The sequence below is a fragment of the Flavobacterium sp. genome (assembly GCF_031409475.1).
Lineage (GTDB): Bacteria > Bacteroidota > Bacteroidia > Flavobacteriales > Flavobacteriaceae > Flavobacterium.
On record NZ_JANNXH010000008.1, the window covers coordinates 1 to 17,815 of the forward strand.

16 protein-coding genes are annotated in these 17,815 nt (G+C 32.5%); 14 read left to right on the forward strand and 2 right to left on the reverse strand.

Going from position 1 to position 17,815, the window contains the following annotated elements; genetic code table 11:
* Window positions 1-104 precede the first annotated feature (104 nt).
* On the reverse strand, window positions 105-1,148 hold the full coding sequence (locus tag RMO53_RS01300; protein ID WP_310377544.1) for a site-specific integrase: 1,044 nt from the start codon (window positions 1,146-1,148) through the stop codon (window positions 105-107).
* 216 nt (window positions 1,149-1,364) lie between these two features.
* Here RMO53_RS01300 and nadC point away from each other — a divergent pair, with 216 nt between their 5' ends.
* The 4 genes from nadC to priA all read left to right on the forward strand — a co-directional run bounded on the left by nadC (window position 1,365) and on the right by priA (window position 6,241).
* The gene (gene nadC / locus RMO53_RS01305; RefSeq protein WP_310377545.1) at window positions 1,365-2,222 is read left to right on the forward strand and encodes a carboxylating nicotinate-nucleotide diphosphorylase; all 858 of its coding nucleotides are present in this window, start codon (window positions 1,365-1,367) and stop codon (window positions 2,220-2,222) included.
* Between the two features lie 3 nt (window positions 2,223-2,225).
* Window positions 2,226-3,140 carry a YihY/virulence factor BrkB family protein gene (locus tag RMO53_RS01310; RefSeq protein WP_310377546.1) on the forward strand — a complete coding sequence of 305 codons (915 nt, stop codon included), beginning with the start codon at window positions 2,226-2,228 and terminating at the stop codon, window positions 3,138-3,140.
* Window positions 3,141-3,256: 116 nt separating this feature from the next.
* Complete coding sequence (locus RMO53_RS01315; protein WP_310377547.1) at window positions 3,257-3,682, forward strand: DUF2147 domain-containing protein; 426 nt, start codon at window positions 3,257-3,259, stop codon at window positions 3,680-3,682.
* 108 nt (window positions 3,683-3,790) lie between these two features.
* Window positions 3,791-6,241, forward strand: coding sequence for a primosomal protein N' (gene priA / locus RMO53_RS01320; RefSeq protein WP_310377548.1), 2,451 nt, complete (start codon window positions 3,791-3,793; stop codon window positions 6,239-6,241).
* 3 nt (window positions 6,242-6,244) lie between these two features.
* On the opposite strand, the gene RMO53_RS01325 is transcribed toward priA, so the two are convergent.
* Window positions 6,245-6,940, reverse strand: a complete 696-nt coding sequence (locus tag RMO53_RS01325; RefSeq protein WP_310377549.1) for a LytTR family DNA-binding domain-containing protein — start codon at window positions 6,938-6,940, stop codon at window positions 6,245-6,247.
* Between the two features lie 164 nt (window positions 6,941-7,104).
* On the opposite strand from RMO53_RS01325, the gene rpsF reads away from it, so the two are divergent.
* The 10 genes from rpsF (at window position 7,105) to dapA (ending at window position 17,677) form a co-directional block, all read left to right on the forward strand.
* Window positions 7,105-7,446 (forward strand): 30S ribosomal protein S6, encoded by a 342-nt coding sequence (rpsF, locus tag RMO53_RS01330; RefSeq protein WP_035671622.1) that lies wholly within the window; start codon window positions 7,105-7,107, stop codon window positions 7,444-7,446.
* Between the two features lie 5 nt (window positions 7,447-7,451).
* Window positions 7,452-7,748, forward strand: coding sequence for a 30S ribosomal protein S18 (gene rpsR / locus RMO53_RS01335; protein WP_007138295.1), 297 nt, complete (start codon window positions 7,452-7,454; stop codon window positions 7,746-7,748).
* A 66-nt stretch (window positions 7,749-7,814) separates the two neighbouring features.
* Window positions 7,815-8,255, forward strand: coding sequence for a 50S ribosomal protein L9 (gene rplI, locus RMO53_RS01340; RefSeq protein WP_310377550.1), 441 nt, complete (start codon window positions 7,815-7,817; stop codon window positions 8,253-8,255).
* Between the two features lie 98 nt (window positions 8,256-8,353).
* A complete protein-coding gene (locus tag RMO53_RS01345; protein ID WP_310377551.1) occupies window positions 8,354-11,533 on the forward strand; it encodes a TonB-dependent receptor in 3,180 nt (1,059 codons plus the stop codon).
* Between the two features lie 162 nt (window positions 11,534-11,695).
* Window positions 11,696-12,169 carry a DUF6495 family protein gene (locus RMO53_RS01350; RefSeq protein WP_310377552.1) on the forward strand — a complete coding sequence of 158 codons (474 nt, stop codon included), beginning with the start codon at window positions 11,696-11,698 and terminating at the stop codon, window positions 12,167-12,169.
* Between the two features lie 74 nt (window positions 12,170-12,243).
* Window positions 12,244-14,247: an NAD-dependent DNA ligase LigA gene (gene ligA / locus RMO53_RS01355; RefSeq protein WP_310377553.1), complete on the forward strand. Its 2,004-nt coding sequence runs from the start codon at window positions 12,244-12,246 to the stop codon at window positions 14,245-14,247.
* A gap of 13 nt (window positions 14,248-14,260) precedes the next feature.
* Entirely contained in the window at window positions 14,261-14,953 is a 693-nt protein-coding gene (locus RMO53_RS01360) for a hypothetical protein (protein ID WP_310377554.1), read from the forward strand.
* 113 nt (window positions 14,954-15,066) lie between these two features.
* Window positions 15,067-16,068, forward strand: coding sequence for a zinc dependent phospholipase C family protein (locus RMO53_RS01365; protein WP_310377555.1), 1,002 nt, complete (start codon window positions 15,067-15,069; stop codon window positions 16,066-16,068).
* 196 nt (window positions 16,069-16,264) lie between these two features.
* Window positions 16,265-16,783 (forward strand): DUF6913 domain-containing protein, encoded by a 519-nt coding sequence (locus RMO53_RS01370; RefSeq protein ID WP_310377556.1) that lies wholly within the window; start codon window positions 16,265-16,267, stop codon window positions 16,781-16,783.
* 6 nt (window positions 16,784-16,789) lie between these two features.
* On the forward strand, window positions 16,790-17,677 hold the full coding sequence (gene dapA / locus RMO53_RS01375) for a 4-hydroxy-tetrahydrodipicolinate synthase (RefSeq protein WP_310377557.1): 888 nt from the start codon (window positions 16,790-16,792) through the stop codon (window positions 17,675-17,677).
* Window positions 17,678-17,815 lie beyond the last annotated feature (138 nt).

The following is a 17,815-nucleotide window of genomic DNA, read 5'->3' on the forward strand; positions in this document are numbered from 1 at the left end:
CAACTCGTATATAGGTCTGATAAAATCATCCCTATCACACCAAATTTGGTGGCTTGGTCTGATAAAAATCAGTCTTATCACTTTTCAAATATATAAATATTTTATTACAAATCATCAAAAGGACTTTTTATTTGTTGCAAACTTTTGGTGCTTACATGTGTGTATATCTCGGTTGTCTTACTACTACTATGGCCCAAAAGTTCTTGTATGTAACGCAAATCAGTTCCGCTTTCAAGTAAATGAGTAGCATAACTGTGTCGCAGCCAGTGTAATGAAACGGGCTTGATAATCCCAGCCTTTTTCAAAGCTTGCTTTAAAACACTTTGTAAACTTTTTTCAGAATATTGCTCTCCAGAATAGTGCCCTTCAAAAAGCCATACTTTTGGCTTGAAGGCTGTGTAATAATCTCGCAAAATAGTCAATATCTTTAATGACAATGGAACAATTCTGTCTTTCTTTCCCTTACTTTGCCTGATAATCACAATACCTCTCTTAGAATCAATGTCTGAAAATTTTAAATGCAAAAGTTCACTACGCCGCAAACCGCAACTATAAATCATAGACAGCATAGCTTTGTGTTTCACATTTCCATGAGCTTCTAAAATTGCTTTTACTTCCTCTTTACTCAAAACATTCGGTAGCACTTTTGCACGTTTTGGCCGATGTATTTTATCGATTTCAATTTTAGTTTCTCGAATGGTTTTAAAGAATAATTTAATAGCATTAACAATTTGGTTTTGATACGAAGCCGATAAATTATGCTTCAATATGTATTCGTTATTGTAAACAATCACATCTTCATTTGTGATATCAGCGATCAGTTTCTCTTTATAAAAAACCAAAAATGATTTTAATGCATCAGAATAAGTTATAATCGTACTAGCGCTATAGCGCTTGGATCTCAACCATTGTTTGAACCGCTCTATTTGTAAGATTCCTTCTTGTGATGGTTTTCTAACCAAAGTTGCTTCAATCCTAAACCGGATTCGGTTCTCAAACGTGTCAGGCAAATGCCAAGCTACGAGTGATTGACTCCATCTTGCCCCATCAATCACTTTTATACGAGCAATCATTTCGGGATCTTTTTCGAAATAAACAGCAATTCGGCTTTCCTTTCGGTGTTTTACAATTTTAGAGTTCCACAACATTTTTTTTCGAGTATTAGTAGGACTAATATAACTAAATAACACTTCCCTTTTACATAATTAATTCAAACGGATTAGAATTTTTTTAATTTTTTTTTATATGGATAAGAGACTGTTTTTTTATTTTTGAAACAAGAGCGTTAAACCTTATTGATACTTTATAAAATTTTTAAATCATCAAATAAAATGCTACTTTAGCCTTCAATAAATTGAGCATTTATGATTTCAGAACAACAATTCCTAATCGAACTCGATACCATTATACAAAACGGAATCCGAGAAGACATTGGGCCAGGTGATTATAGTTCCTTAGCTTGTATTCCTGAATCTGCTCAAGGAAAAGCAAAATTATTAGTAAAAGACAACGGAATTATTGCTGGTGTGGCTTTTGCCAAAATGATTTTCGAAAAAGTAGATCCAACTTTAGAACTAAAAATAGTTATAAACGATGGCGAAACTGTAAAAAACGGTGATGTCGTTTTTAACGTTTCAGGAAGTTCACAATCCATTCTAAAAGCCGAAAGATTGGTCCTAAATTCCATGCAACGTATGTCTGCAATAGCGACCAAAACGAATCAATACGTTCAATTATTAGCGGGAACAAACACAAAAATTTTGGATACTCGCAAAACTACGCCAGGTTTTAGAGCTTGTGAGAAATGGGCCGTAAAAATAGGTGGTGGCGAAAACCACCGTTTTGCCTTATACGACATGATTATGCTCAAGGACAATCACAATGATTTTGCTGGCGGAATCACATTGGCAATAGCCAAAACTAAAGCGTATCTTATTGAAAACAACCTCGACTTAAAAATCATAGTCGAAGCCAGAAACCTCGACGAAGTCAAAGAAATACTAGAAAGTGAAGGTGTTTATAGAATTTTATTAGATAACTTTGATTATGAAACTACTAGAAAAGCAGTGACCATCATTAAAAACAAATGCCTCACAGAATCCTCGGGAAACATCAACGAAAACACCCTATTGCACTATGCAAACTGTGGCGTAAATTACATCTCATCCGGGGCATTAACACATTCAATTCACAACATGGATTTGAGTTTAAAAGCTTTTTAAAAAATGTCAGCAGAAATAGAAAATTCTTTAGAAAAAATCCCAGTAATCAACCTATTTGTACGTTTCTTAAAAAGCATCAAATGGAAATGGCTGTCTGGGTTATCATTTTACGACCTATTAGAAATATACATCATAGGTATATTCGAAGGCGCATTATCCTATCGAGCTGCAGCTATTGCTTTTAGTTTTTTCATGGCTTTATTTCCCTTTGCACTATTTATTTTAAACCTTATTCCATTTATTCCTATCAATGGGTTTCAGGAAGATTTTCTGCAATTTGTTAGAGATGGAGTGCCGCCAAATACTTATGATGCCATTTCAAACATCATAAACGATATTTTACACAACAGCCACTCAGGGTTGCTCTCAACAGGATTTATATTGTCTATTTTCTTGATGGCAAATGGTGTAAATGCAATACTTGGTGGCTTCGAGAACTCAAAACACATCCTTATAAAACGCGGATTTTTTCATCAATATTTCATCTCATTAGGTATGTCGTTAGTACTTTCGTTATTGTTAATCATAACCGTAGCAACCATCGTAGTTTTTGAGGTTTTCTTGCAAAAAACAAAAATACAAGACATATTAAGCGACAGTATTCCATTGATACAATTAGGTCGTTATGCATTTATAATCTTAATGATATTATTTACAACCTCAATCCTTTTTAGGTTTGGAACCAAGCATGCTCATAAACCAGCATTTATCACTATAGGTTCCGTATTTACTACAATATTAATCATAATTTCGTCCTACTTTTTTGGAATTTGGGTCATTAAATTTTCAAAATACAACGAGCTTTATGGTTCCATTGGAACGCTTTTGATACTCATGTTTTACATCTGGATCAACTGCATGGTATTGTTATTAGGATTTGATTTGAACGCTACAATCAATAAATTGCGGCATAAATAATGTCAATTAATTTTTTCAGGAGCTATTTCCTGCTGTACGCTATATCCACGACATTGCTTCGTGCCGCGCAATGTCGTGGGATGCCGCTGCCATCAGGGCTAAAACACAATAGAGTTATGAACAAGATTATCATTTTTATACTACTTTTATTGTTCTCAATAACAATACATTCTCAAACCGTAATAGGTAAATGGAAAACCATTGACGACGAAACCAACCAACCAAAATCAATAGTAGAAATCTACGAAATTAAAGGTAAAATCTATGGGAAAGTAATCGAAATAATCGAACTAGAACATAAAAACAAAGTCTGTAGCAATTGTTCTGGCGATGATAAAAACAAACCCATACTGGGCATGACAATTATCAAAGGCTTAATCAAAGACAAAACCGAATACAGTGCGGGTAAAATATTAGATCCTAAAAACGGCAAACTATACAAATGTTACATTACTTTAGAAACAAAAGACAAATTAAAAGTGCGCGGATACATTGGAATTTCACTTTTCGGTCGAACACAATATTGGTACAGGGTAAAGTAAAATAACAATAGCAATAACAATAGCAATAACAATTTCAATAGCAATATTCAAAACTTCTAACTTCTAACTTCCAACTTCTAACTTCCAACCCCTAACTTCTAACAAAAAATGCATTTCGTCGAAGTAATTTTACCTTTATCATTATCAAAAACGTTCACGTACAGTGTATCTGAAAGTGAATTTGATTTCATCAAAAATGGAATGCGTCTCGCAGTGCCTTTTGGTAAAAATAAAATATTCACAGCTTTAGCAATAGAAACACATCAAAACAAACCCAGTTTATACGAAGCCAAAGAAATTGAACAAATTCTTGACGAAAAACCTATTGTAAACCAAATTCAAATCGACCATTGGTTTTGGATTGCGTCCTATTATATGTGCGCCATTGGTGATGTGTATCGTGGGGCAATGCCAAGTGCACTTTTGCTGGAAAGCGAAACCATGATTGCTCAAAAACAAGGTTCGTTTGTAGATGAAAACAAGCTTACAGACGAAGAATTTCTAGTATATCAAGCCTTACAACAGCAAAGTTCGCTGAAAGTGCAGGACATAATGGCTATTCTCAACAAGAAAAATATTTTCCCTATAATTAATACTTTAATAGACAAAAACATAGTTGTACTTCAAGAGGAAATACAAGACAGTTATAAGCCTAAATTGGTGCGTTACGTTCGTTTGAATTCTAAATATGAATCGGATGAAGGATTAAGTGAATTACTCGAAACCCTCAAAAGCGCTCACAAACAAAAAGAAGTTTTGCTAACCTATTTTCAATTAAGTGCAGTTGACAAAAATCCAATAACCGTAAAAAAACTTGTTGAAACAGCAAGATCATCAACAGCAATCATAAAAGCTTTAATCGAAAAAGAAATTTTCGAAGAATATTATGTTCAGCACGATAGAGTAAATTATGAAGAAAACGGAATAGAGTTCAAACTACAACTAAGCGCAGCTCAACAAACTGCGTTTGACGAAATAAAACATAATTTTCTTAAAAAAGAGGTTTGCCTTTTGCATGGCGTAACCTCTAGTGGCAAAACCGAAATTTATACTAAACTCATTGAAGAATTTATTGCTACAGGAAAACAAGTATTGTATTTATTACCAGAAATTGCATTAACAACACAGCTAGTAGGAAGATTGCGCAACTATTTTGGTAATAAAGTAGCCGTTTTCCATTCAAAATACAGCAACAACGAACGAGTAGAAGTATGGAGACAAGTACTCGAACAATCTCCAAAATCACAAATTGTAATAGGAGCAAGGTCCGCTTTGTTTTTGCCTTTTTCAAATTTAGGATTGGTAATTGTAGACGAAGAACACGAGCAAACTTTCAAGCAAACGGATCCTTCACCGCGATATCATGCACGAGATGCAGCAATAGTTTTGGCAAACAGCCACAAAGCAAAAGTGATTTTAGGTTCGGCTACGCCAAGTATTGAAACCTATTTTAATGCTCAATCTAATAAATATGGTTTGGTCGAAATTGCGGAACGATTTGGCAATGTCAAAATGCCCGAAATCGAATTAGTGGATTTGAAAGACAAATACTTTCGAAAGAGAATGACAGGTCATTTTAGCGATACACTTATCGAGGAAGTTGCAACTGCTTTGTCATTAGGTGAGCAAGTGATTTTATTTCAAAATCGTAGGGGGTTTTCGCCAGTTGTAGAATGTATGACTTGTGGTCATGTTCCACAATGCCAGCAATGTGATGTGAGTTTGACCTATCATAAACACAAAAACCAGCTGCGTTGTCATTATTGTGGATATGCTATTTCAAATCCTACAAATTGTCATAGTTGCTCCAGTGTTCATTTGACAACAAAAGGTTTTGGAACCGAACAAATACAGTTAGAATTAGTAAATTTATTTCCCAATGCAAAAATAGGGCGAATGGATCAAGACACTACACGAGGAAAATTTGGCTTTGAGAAAATTATTGATAGTTTTAAAAACCAAGAAATAGAGGTGTTAGTAGGAACACAAATGCTCGCTAAAGGCTTAGACTTTGAAAACGTAACCTTAGTAGGAATTATGAATGCGGATAATATGTTATATCATCCAGATTTCAGAGCTTTTGAACGAAGTTTCCAAATGATGACTCAGGTTTCAGGTCGTTCCGGTCGAACAAAAAAACAAGGAAAGGTAATCATACAAACCTATAACCCAAATCACAACACAATTCAGCAAGTTATAAATAATAATTATAGTGCAATGTATATCGAGCAATTATATGAAAGGCAAATTTATAAATATCCGCCTTATTTTAAACTCATAAAGCTGACTTTAAAACACAAAGATTTTGACAAACTCAAAGAAGGCTCATTTTGGTTGTATCAAGTCATGCAACAAAACTTATTTATGCCAGTTCTTGGTCCAGAAGAACCTGCAATTTCTAGAATTAGAAACGAATACATTAGAACTATAATGATAAAAATCCCGCTAGACAAGTCGTTGAAAGGCACAAAAAAAACTATTCAGAAAATACTGAATAGTTTTGATGCAGTTGCTCAATTTAGAGCAATAAAAGTGACAGTGAATGTAGATTTTTATTGAATCTTAGGTCAAAGACAATGCTCTAACTAAATCTTCTTTTTTATGTCTGCTCAACGGAATTTTTGTAATTCCTATTTCGGCAAACCTACTATTGAAACGTTCTACTTTGTCAATATTTATAATATAGGATTTGTGAACTCTTATGAATTTATCTTTCGATAAATCCTTTTCAAAAGACTTCATCGTAGATAGAACTAAATTACTATCCTCCTCGGTAACCACTTTTACATAATCACCAAAAGCTTCAATCCACTTAATTTTAGAGGTAAATACTTTTAGTTTTTTAAGATTGCTCTTAATGAATATGTGCTCGCCATCTTCTTCATGAACTTCGGATCTGAGTAATTGCAAATCAACTGCTCTTTTTACAGAAGCGTTAAATCGATCAATGGCAATAGGTTTTTGAAGGTAATCCGTAGCGTCATAATCAAACGCTTTCATAGCGTAATCTGCCTTTGAAGTTATAAAAATGATTTGCGGTTTTGTTTTTAAACCATCAAGAAAATCAAATCCACTTATAACGGGCATCTCAATATCGAGAAAGATTAAGTCTACATTATGTATAGACATGCAACCTTTTGCTTCAATTGCATTAGAAAAATCACCAATTAAGTGTAGATTGGGGTGATTATTTACTAACTTTGCAATTATCATTCTTTGTATGGAACTGTCATCCACTACAACACAATTTAGTTTCATAATATTATTATTTAAGATTCGGGATAGTAAAAGTACCACTTATTTTTTAATGAAACTAATTTATATCGGTTTTTTTTGCGTTTAAACGAATAAAAATACTTTTTCCTAGTTTATTTAAATTAAAAGACTATTTTTGCAAAAATTAACAAATAAATAAAATATTTATGAATCATTATGAAACTGTTTTCATTTTAAATCCCGTTTTATCTGAAGTTCAGGTAAAGGAAACAGTAAGCAAATTTGAAGATTTTCTTACATCTAGAGGAGCAGAAATGGTATCGAAAGAGGATTGGGGCTTGAAAAAAATGGCTTACGAAATCCAAAACAAAAAATCTGGTTTTTACCACTTATTCGAATTCAAAGTAGCAGGAGAAGTTCTTATTGCTTTTGAAACAGAATTTAGACGTGACGAAAGAGTAATGCGTTTCTTGACTGTAAGTCTTGATAAACACGCTATCTCTTGGGCCGAAAGAAGAAGAACTAAATTAAAATCTACAAAAGCGTAATCATTATGGCAACATTACAACAATCTGCTTCAGGAAAAAAAGACGGTGATATTAGATATCTTACGCCTTTGAACATAGAAACTAACAAAACTAAAAAGTATTGTCGTTTCAAAAAATCAGGTATCAAATATATTGATTATAAAGATGCTGATTTCTTATTGAAATTCGTAAACGAACAAGGAAAAATTCTTCCTCGTCGTTTAACAGGAACTTCATTAAAGTACCAACGAAAAGTGTCAGTAGCCGTTAAAAGAGCAAGACATTTAGCGTTAATGCCTTACGTGGCCGATTTACTAAAATAATAAAAAACAAACATTTGTTGGTTTCTCTCCTAATGAGAACCTAACTTTTATACTAAGGACAACAACATGGAAATTATATTAAAAAAAGACGTTCAGAATCTAGGATTTAAAGATGATATCGTATCTGTAAAAAACGGTTACGGTCGTAACTTTTTAATCCCACAAGGACACGGACAATTAGCAACTTCTTCTGCAAAGAAAGTATTAGCCGAAAATCTTAAACAAAGAGCGCACAAAGAAGCAAAAGTAGTCAATGATGCAACAGCTTTAGCTGAAACATTAAAAGCACTTGAAATTAAAATCTTTGCAAAAGCGGGTGGAGAAAAACTTTTTGGTTCAATCACTAATATTGATATTGCCGAAGCTTTGGAAAAATCTGGAAATGCAATCGAAAGAAAATTCATCACTTCAGGAATTGTAAAACGTACCGGTAAATATGCTGCAAGCATAAGATTACACAGAGATGTAGTAGTTGAATTGCCTTATGAAATTATAGCAGAAAAGTAACATTTTGTTAATTGTTTGTTTATAAAATTTATAAATCACTCTTCGGAGTGATTTTTTTTATGGCTAAATTTGTACAACTAACTTTAAAATAATTTAAAATGAAAAAGACAATTACATTGTTGTTTTTTGTTTTTGGTATGTATACCATGATCGGACAAACAACAACTTCCAGCATCAAAGGAACTGTAAAAAGTGCTGCTGCTGAAACGCTTCCTGGAGCAACAATTCAGGCAGTTCATACTCCAACTGGATCTAAATATTCTGCGTTATCAAACGAAGACGGAAGATTTAGTATTCTAAACATGAGAATTGGTGGTCCTTACAAAATTGCAGTAACTTTTGTAGGCTATCAAACTCAAGAATTTAATGATGTTTATCTGGATTTAGGTAAAGTTTTTAGTCAAGACATCGTTTTGATAGATGAAAGTCAAAAACTATCCGAAGTAACTGTTGTTGCTACAAAAGGTAAAGTTTTTAGCAGTGGAAGAACCGGTGCCGAAACCACTATAGGACGAAGAGAATTATCTGCATTGCCAACTATTTCTAGATCAGCCGAAGATTTTACAAGATTAGAGCCATCTGCAAGTGGAGGATCTTTTGGAGGTAGAAACGATCAATACAACAATTACTCATTGAACGGAGCGATTTTTAATAACCCTTTTGGGTTAGATGCTGCAACTCCCGGAGGACAAACCAGTGCACAGCCTATTTCACTTGATGCGATTGATCAAATTCAAGTTGCAACAGCGCCTTATGATGTTACACTTTCTGGTTTTACCGGTGCTTCAGTAAATGCGGTTACAAAATCTGGAACTAATGAAATTCATGGAACAGCATACGGATTTTTTAGAAATCAAGACTTTACAGGTAGCAAAGTAAAAGGAGAAAAAATATTCGTTCCTGCTTTAGAACAAACACAAGCTGGTTTCAGTATTGGAGGTCCAATTATTAAAAACAAATTGTTCTTTTTTGGTAATTATGAAATGGACAACAGAAGTGATTTAGGATCTAGTGTTGTTGCAAATGACGGAAATGCAACCACAGGTGTAAACGAATCTAGAGTTTTAGAGACGGATTTAATGGCAGTTTCAAATGCTTTAAATACATTAGGTTATCAAACGGGTGCTTATCAAGGATACACTCATAAATCTGATTCTAGAAAAGGAATTATCAAACTAGATTGGAATATTAGCGACAATCATAAATTAGCTTTTATTTATAATTTTCTTGATGCATCAAAACAAAAACCAGCTCACCCAACAGCTCTAGGTCGTCGTGGACCAGATGTTAATACTTTACAATTTGCAAATTCTGGTTATGAAATTAATAATAAATTGGATTCCTTTTTGATGGAGATTAATTCAAAATTCAGTGAATCAGTTTCTAATAAATTGCAAGCTGGTTATACTCATTTTGACGATTTTAGAAACCCGTTTTCTACACCAGCACCAATAATTAATATTCTAAAAGATGGTTCTCCATACATTATAGCTGGACACGAGCCTTTTTCAATTCATAACAAATTAGACCAAAAAGTGTATCAGGTTACTAATAACTTGAATTATATTGTTGGAAAACACAATTTAACTTTTGGAGCTTCATTCGAAAAATTTGAATTTAAAAATTCATTTAATTTAACAGCTTATGAAAATTTCGGAAATCCTAATGGGTATGCAGGATTGTTTTTTTCACCATATTCTAATGTTGCAGCCTTTTTAGCTGATGCTGCACAACCATTTGCAACAAGTATAGTAGCTCAAAATTTATTAAATGCTAAAAATAAGTTTGATGGATATAATTCATTTGGAGTAGGAGCAGCTAAAGGTTGGAAATTATCGGAATTAAATGTAGGTCAATTAGCATTTTATATTCAGGACGAATTTAGTATAAATGACAATTTTAAATGGACGCTAGGATTAAGAGCAGATAAACCTTTGTATTTTAATACTTCTGATTTAATTCAAAAATACATTGATGTCAATAAAGCAAGTGATCCATTTTTCAGTAGAGACATAACTAAATTATATTTTGATCCAAAAACAGGCGGAAACACACAATTAATTTCGACTACGCTTCCAAGTAATGATTTACTTTGGTCGCCAAGATTTGGTTTCAATTGGGATATAAACGGTGCTAAAATTTCTCAGCTTCGTGGTGGTACAGGTATTTTTACAGGAAGACTTCCTTTTGTATGGTTAGGAAATCAAGTAAGTGGTGCTGATGATGGATTTTTGCAAATTATGGACAAAGATTTTAAATGGCCACAAGTATTTAGAACAAGTTTAGGTTTTGATCATAAATTTAAAAGTGATTATATTTTTACATTTGACATGTCCTACAATAAAGACATAAACGGTGTACATGTTCAAAACTGGGGATTGAAAACTCCAACAGCAACATTAGCCGGTGCTGATTCAAGAGTGATTTATTTAGCTTCAAATAAAGGAGCTAATAATGCTTATGTAATGACAAATTCTGGTAAAGGAAGTACATTTAATTCCTCTGTTAAATTGCAAAAAACTTTTGAAAGTGGATTATTCGCTAGTTTAGCTTATAACTATTTGGAATCGTTAGATGTAAATTCAATCGAAGCCGAAATAACGGGTGATGCATTTGCATTTAATCCTTCTTTAGGTAATGTAAATAATGATCAATTATCAAATTCTAAGTATGGAGACAAACACCGTTTTATAGGTGTAGCTTCAAAAAAATGGAAATATGGTAATGACAAGTGGGCAACTACTTTCTCTACTTTCTTTGAGTATGCACAAGGTGGACGATTTAATTATACTTATGGTGGAGATATCAACAATGATGGTTCAGGCGTGAATGATTTAATTTATGTTCCTACAGAAGCGCAAGTTCTTTTAATGAATTTTTCAGGACCAGGTCAAGCAGCAGCTTACAATGAGTTCATCAAACAAGATGATTATTTGAGCGATATTAGAGGACAATATTCTGAGCGATATGGCGCATTATCACCTTGGAGAGGAAAATGGGATGTGAAAATCATGCAAGATTATAACTTTAAAGTATCATCGGCTTCAAATAAAACTAACACAATCCAATTTAGTATTGATGTTTTAAATGTTGGAAATTTATTGAATTCAGATTGGGGATTAGTCCAAGTTCCTAATAGCGTTCAGCCTATTGGTGTTTCGGTTGCTGGTAATGTACCAACTTATACTTTTACCGGCGCACAAACTAAAACATTTAGTTATGATGCAAGTTTAGCTTCAAGATGGCAAGCACAATTTGGTATTAGATATATTTTCTAATTGCCCAAAAAGTTTTAAATTAGCCTTCTCATTCGAGAAGGCTTTTTTTTTATCTGAACTTGTTTCAGATTCTTTAAATTAAGTATAATATAAGAGCATCTTGGCAGTTTCAAGATGCCAAAACTCTGTAATGAATTCAGAGAATTTAAATTTAGCATAAAAATGAAATACAACAGATTAACCAAAGAACAATTTGAAGAATTAAATCAAGAATTCAGTAAATTTTTAGCCACACAAGCAATTGATAAAGCAGAATGGGATACAATAAAAGTCGAAAAACCTGAAGTTGCAGAACAGGAATTAGACATATTCTCTGATTTAGTTTGGGAAGGTGTACTCACAAGAGCTGAATATTTAGAGCATTTTTCTAAAAATCATATTTTTCTTTTTCAGTGTTTTGATACACATGTGCAATCCATAGTTCTAAAATCACTAGTTACTGAAACCGATTTTCTGACTAAAGAAGGATTGCAATGGCTCAGTGACAATATGTTTACAGAAACTATAGAAATGAAAACAGGTACAAAAGAATTTACTGAGGAACGTAATAGTTCCATTTTTGGATTAATTCAGCAAGGCGCATTTTTGAGCGACGGTCAATTATACAAACAAATTAATTCAATTATTGAGGCCTAATTTAACTTCTATTTCCATTAAATAGGTTATTTTAGTAAACGATTTAAAATGCTCCAAGTGCCAATATATTTAATATGGATATTCATAATACAATTCAAGATTTAAGAGAAGAACTAAATAATCACAATCATAATTATTATGTATTGGATAAAGCTACTATTTCTGATTTTGAATTTGACTTGAAATTAAAGCAACTTCAAGATTTAGAAAACAATCATCCAGAATATTTTGACGAAAATTCTCCAACACAACGAGTTGGTGGAACTATTACTAAAAACTTTAAGACTGTAGCTCACGATTACAGAATGTATTCTCTGGATAATTCCTATTCCAAAGACGATTTAAGGGATTGGGAAAACCGAATTCAAAAAGTTTTAGGCAATGTGATTTTAGAATATTCGTGCGAATTAAAATACGACGGTGCCTCTATTTCTATAACCTACGAAAACGGAAAATTAAAGCGCGCTGTTACTCGTGGCGATGGTTTTCAAGGAGATGATGTGACTAATAATATTAAAACCATAAAATCCATTCCACTTGAATTAAAAGGAAATTTTCCTGATAAATTTGATATTCGTGGCGAAATTATTTTACCTTTTGCGGGTTTCGAAAAAATGAATCAAGATTTAATTGAAATTGGCGAAACACCCTATTCCAACCCCAGAAATACGGCTTCTGGAAGTTTGAAATTGCAAGATAGTGCCGAGGTTGCTAAAAGACCATTGGATTGTTTGTTGTATTTTTTGATTGGAAACTCTTTACCTTTTGATTCGCAATTCAATGGTTTAGAAACTGCTCGTGATTGGGGTTTCAAAGTGCCAAGTGAAGCAAAGTTAGCCCGTAGTTTAGAAAAAGTTTTCGAGTTTATAGATTATTGGGATGTTCACAGACACAATTTGCCTTATGAAACCGATGGTGTTGTGGTAAAAGTAAACTCATTTCGCCATCAAGAAGAGTTAGGTTATACTGCTAAATCTCCTCGATGGGCAATGGCTTATAAATTTAAATCAGAGCAAGTTTCGACACTATTAAATTCGATTTCCTATCAAGTAGGACGAACTGGAGCGATAACGCCAGTTGCTAATTTAGAACCAGTGCAACTCGCTGGAACTATTGTAAAGAGAGCATCTTTGCACAATGCGGACCAAATAGAAAAATTAGATATTAGGATAAATGATACCGTTTTTGTTGAAAAAGGAGGCGAAATTATCCCAAAAATCATTGCCGTTGATTTGAGCAAAAGACCAGCGAATACTTTGCTAACACATTATATTTCACATTGTCCAGAATGTCAAACCTTGTTGGTTCGAAATGAAGGCGAAGCCAATCATTATTGTCCTAATTTTTATGGTTGTCCGCCGCAAATTATTGGCAGAATTCAGCATTATATTTCCAGAAAAGCCATGGATATTGAAGGTCTTGGTGGCGAAACGGTAGCATTACTTTTTAATAATGGATTGGTACATAATTATGCCGATTTGTATGAGTTAAGCGTAGAACAAATTTTACCACTGGAGCGAATGGCTCAAAAATCAGCCGAAAATTTAATAAAAGGCGTTCAAAATTCTAAAAACATCCCTTTCGAAAGTGTCCTATTTGCACTTGGAATTCGGTTTGTAGGAGAAACAGTTGCGAAAAAACTAGCCAAACATTACAAAAACATCGACGCATTAAGTCAAGCATCAATTTTGGATTTAGTTTTAGTTGACGAAATAGGAGATAGAATTGCAAATAGCGTTATTGAATTTTTTGAAAGTCAAGAAAATAAAACTATAATTGATCGATTAAAAAGGTTTGGAGTTCAATTTGAAATTATCGAAAAAATAAACCCAAATGCTACTAACAAACTCTCGGGAAAAACCTTCGTGGTTTCAGGTGTTTTTGAACAGTTTTCGAGAGATGATTTAAAGAAAGCCATCGAAGATAATGGCGGAAAAGTGGGTAGTTCTATTTCTGCAAAAACTGATTATGTGGTTGCAGGAGCAAATATGGGACCAGCAAAACTCGAAAAAGCGGTTAAACTAAACATTTTAATTATTACCGAAAGCGATTTTATGGAGTTGATTAATGTAAATTAAATACATTTAAAGAATGAATGATTTCAATAACAAAAATGTAATAAAACTAATTACAACTTTTTACTTTGCTATTGCAATTGTTGAGGTTACTGCAGAGTTGTTTGCTTATAAACCCTTTTTATTTGTTTTCAAACCTTCAATTTCAGTGGTGTTAATGGTGCTTTACTGGAATTCCTCAAATCAAAGAAATGTGCTTTTTTTTCTAACGATATTTTTTTCACTACTCACTAATATGTTTTTTATACCCAATACTGAAAAAATGCTGTTTTTAGGAATTCTTAGCTTATTGATTCATAGATTTCTAATTATATATTACATAGCCAAATTGACGAAATTTAAGGATTATATTCCTTTATTAATTGCAACGATTCCGTTTCTATTTGTTTTTTTCTATTTGATGACAATTTCTTCTGAGATACCTAAAAATAGTTTTTACATCTTAATCCTTCAAAATGTATTAGTGTCTATTATTGGAGGAATTTCTTTGTCAGATTATATAATGAATGACAATAAAAAATACACCTTATTGCTAATATTTGGTTTACTTACGGTGATGCTTTACTTTATTGTTTTTATTGAAAAATATTATCTCGGCAATTTGTCACCAGTTATCTTTCGACCTATTGCTATGATGTTGAACGCAACAGTTTACTATGTTTTTTATAGATTTGTAATTGAAACAGAACTTCAAAATTCTGAAAATTAAGCAACGATAAAGTTGCAATTTAGAGATTTTGATTAGTCATTGTCAAAAACGTATTTTAGATTTTTTATTTCTAATTTATTGAGATACATTTGTACTTCAATAATAAAATATCAATGAGAAACATAAAAATTAAACCGCTATTTATTACATTTTCTATAATTTGTATTGCTTTTTTCACCCTATCATGGGGGATTTTCGGACACAACCATATTAATAATGCGGCCGTTATGGCACTTCCAAAACCTTTGCAAGTTTTTTTCTATAATCATATTGATTTTATTACCCAAGAATCTACTATTCCAGATACCAGGAAATATGCTTTACGAGATAAAGCAGAACATCCACGTCATTTTATTGATGTCGAAAATTTTGGAGTTTTAGACTCCATTCCGCGTTCTTTTGATGTTGCAAAGAAAAAATACGACGACAAATTTTTAGATAAAAATGGAATATTACCTTGGTATATTCAAGATGTGATGACAAAGTTAACCAAGGCTTTTAAGGAAAAGCGCAAAGCAGAAATTTTGTTTTTGGCCGCAGATTTGGGGCATTATATTGCTGATGCAAACATGCCTTTGCACACTTCTGCAAACCATGCAGGTCAACTTACCAATCAACCCGGAATTCATGCTTTATGGGAGTCAAGTATTCCAGAAATGTTTGGTAAAAATTATAATTTTTATACACCACAAGCGCAATATGTTGATAATATCGAAATGGCAACATGGGCAATGATTCAAGATTCTCACAGTTTAGTTCAGCCTTTATTAACTACCGATAAAAAATTAAGAGAATCATCTACCCAAGATAAAATATTTGTAATGGATGAAAAAGGTACTATTGCTAAAGGTATGTACGGAGATTTAATTTTTTCATCAGAATATAAAGCAAAATTACATGAAGCTTTGAATAGTATGGTTGAAAACCAAATGAAAAAGGCAATTGTAACAACCTCTAATTTTTGGTACACCGCATGGGTAAATGCAGGAAAACCAAATCTTGAGAGTATAGATTCAAAAGAATTAACCAAGCGAAATTCTAAATGTTTAAAACAAGATTTGAAACTTTGGCAAAAAGGAAAACTTTTTGGATTAGAAACCAATAAAGAATTTTAATGATTTATTAAATAAAATATAAATTAGTAATAGAAAAAGCGAGTGGATATTTAAACCATTCGTTTTTTTGTTTAGAACAAAACCACTAAAAGTGTTAAGGATATAACAAAAAGTTTTAAAACGTCATTTTACTTTTTTAAATTTACCATCGCTAATGTGACTTAATTAGTTAAATTTGTAATCAAGTAAAATCAAAATGTTTTTAAATTATATAAAGGATTTCTTTGCGAAAAAAATTTTAAAAAACAGTTTGCATAATGTAAAGAGTAGTGCTTCAATTTATTCGATTCAAACAGTTGGTTTGCTTATAGATGAAAGTTATTTTTTTGAAAAAGAGCCATTAATAAAGGAATTAGTTGCAAATGGAATTTTGCAAAATAATATAAAAATTATTGTTTACAGAGATAAATTAAAGAAAAATGAGTTTTATTCTCACCCCACTTTTAGTGCTAAAGATCTCAATTGGCGAGCAGAAATAACGAGTCCAATTGTCGAAGACTTTGTTAACGAAAAATTTGATTTACTGATCAATTATTACGATACCGAAAAGGCTATTTTATTAACGATTACTCACAATTCAAAAGCACATTTTAAAGTTGGTTTTTCTTCCATTGACAAGAGATTAAACCATTTGATGATCAATACAAATGCCGAAAATTTTAAAGTTTTTATTCATGAATTATTCAGATATTTAAAAATATTAAACAAATTATAATCAACTATGCAAGCATTAATTGGAACAGGAGTTGCCCTTGCAACCCCATTTAAAAATGACCTTTCGGTAGATATCGAAGCATTAATACGGGTGGTGAATTTCTCGATAGATGGCGGAGTTGAATATCTTGTAATACTTGGTACAACCGCAGAGAATGCAACGATGACCCATGATGAAAAAGAATTAGTCATACAAACCGTAATTGGTGCAAATAACGGTAGATTGCCACTAGTTCTTGGTGTGGGCGGAAACAACACTCAAGAAGTTGTAAATGAGTTAAAGACCAGAAATTTGTTAGATTTTGCTGCCATACTTTCAATTTCACCTTATTACAACAAACCCACACAAGAAGGAATTTACCAACATTTTAAAGCAATTTCATTAGCATCTCCAATTCCTATAATTTTGTACAACGTTCCTAGTCGAACGGGTAGCAATGTATTGCCAAAAACGGTTTTGCGTTTAGCTAACGAATTCAATAATATAGTTGCAATCAAAGAAGCAGCGGGTGATTTAGAACAAGCAATGAAAATAATAAAAGATAAACCTAAAAATTTTCATGTAATTTCAGGAGATGATATGATAGCTTTACCAATGGTTTTTGCTGGAGGTTCTGGAGTTATTTCTGTAATTGGACAAGGTTTTCCCAAAGAATTTTCAGAAATGATTCGCCTTGGACTAAATCGAAAAGTAGATGCTGCAAACAAAATTCATTATTTTTTTATGGATTGCATCGAAATGATTTTTGAGCAAGGAAATCCAGCTGGAATAAAACACGTATTCCATTCCTTAGGAATAGCACAAAATACAGTTCGTTTACCGCTAGTAAAAGTGGACGAATCATTAGCACTAAGAATCGATGAATTTGTTAAAAAAAGCAATAAATTATCATAAAAAACAAGGATTCTTTTTAACAAAAAAACATTTTGTATTCCCTAAATTAATGACTAAATTTGCCAACTATATGTTGTTGGGTTTTTAACGCCTGATAATAATATTTCAGTTACAATAGCAAAAAAATCAAATTTAAGA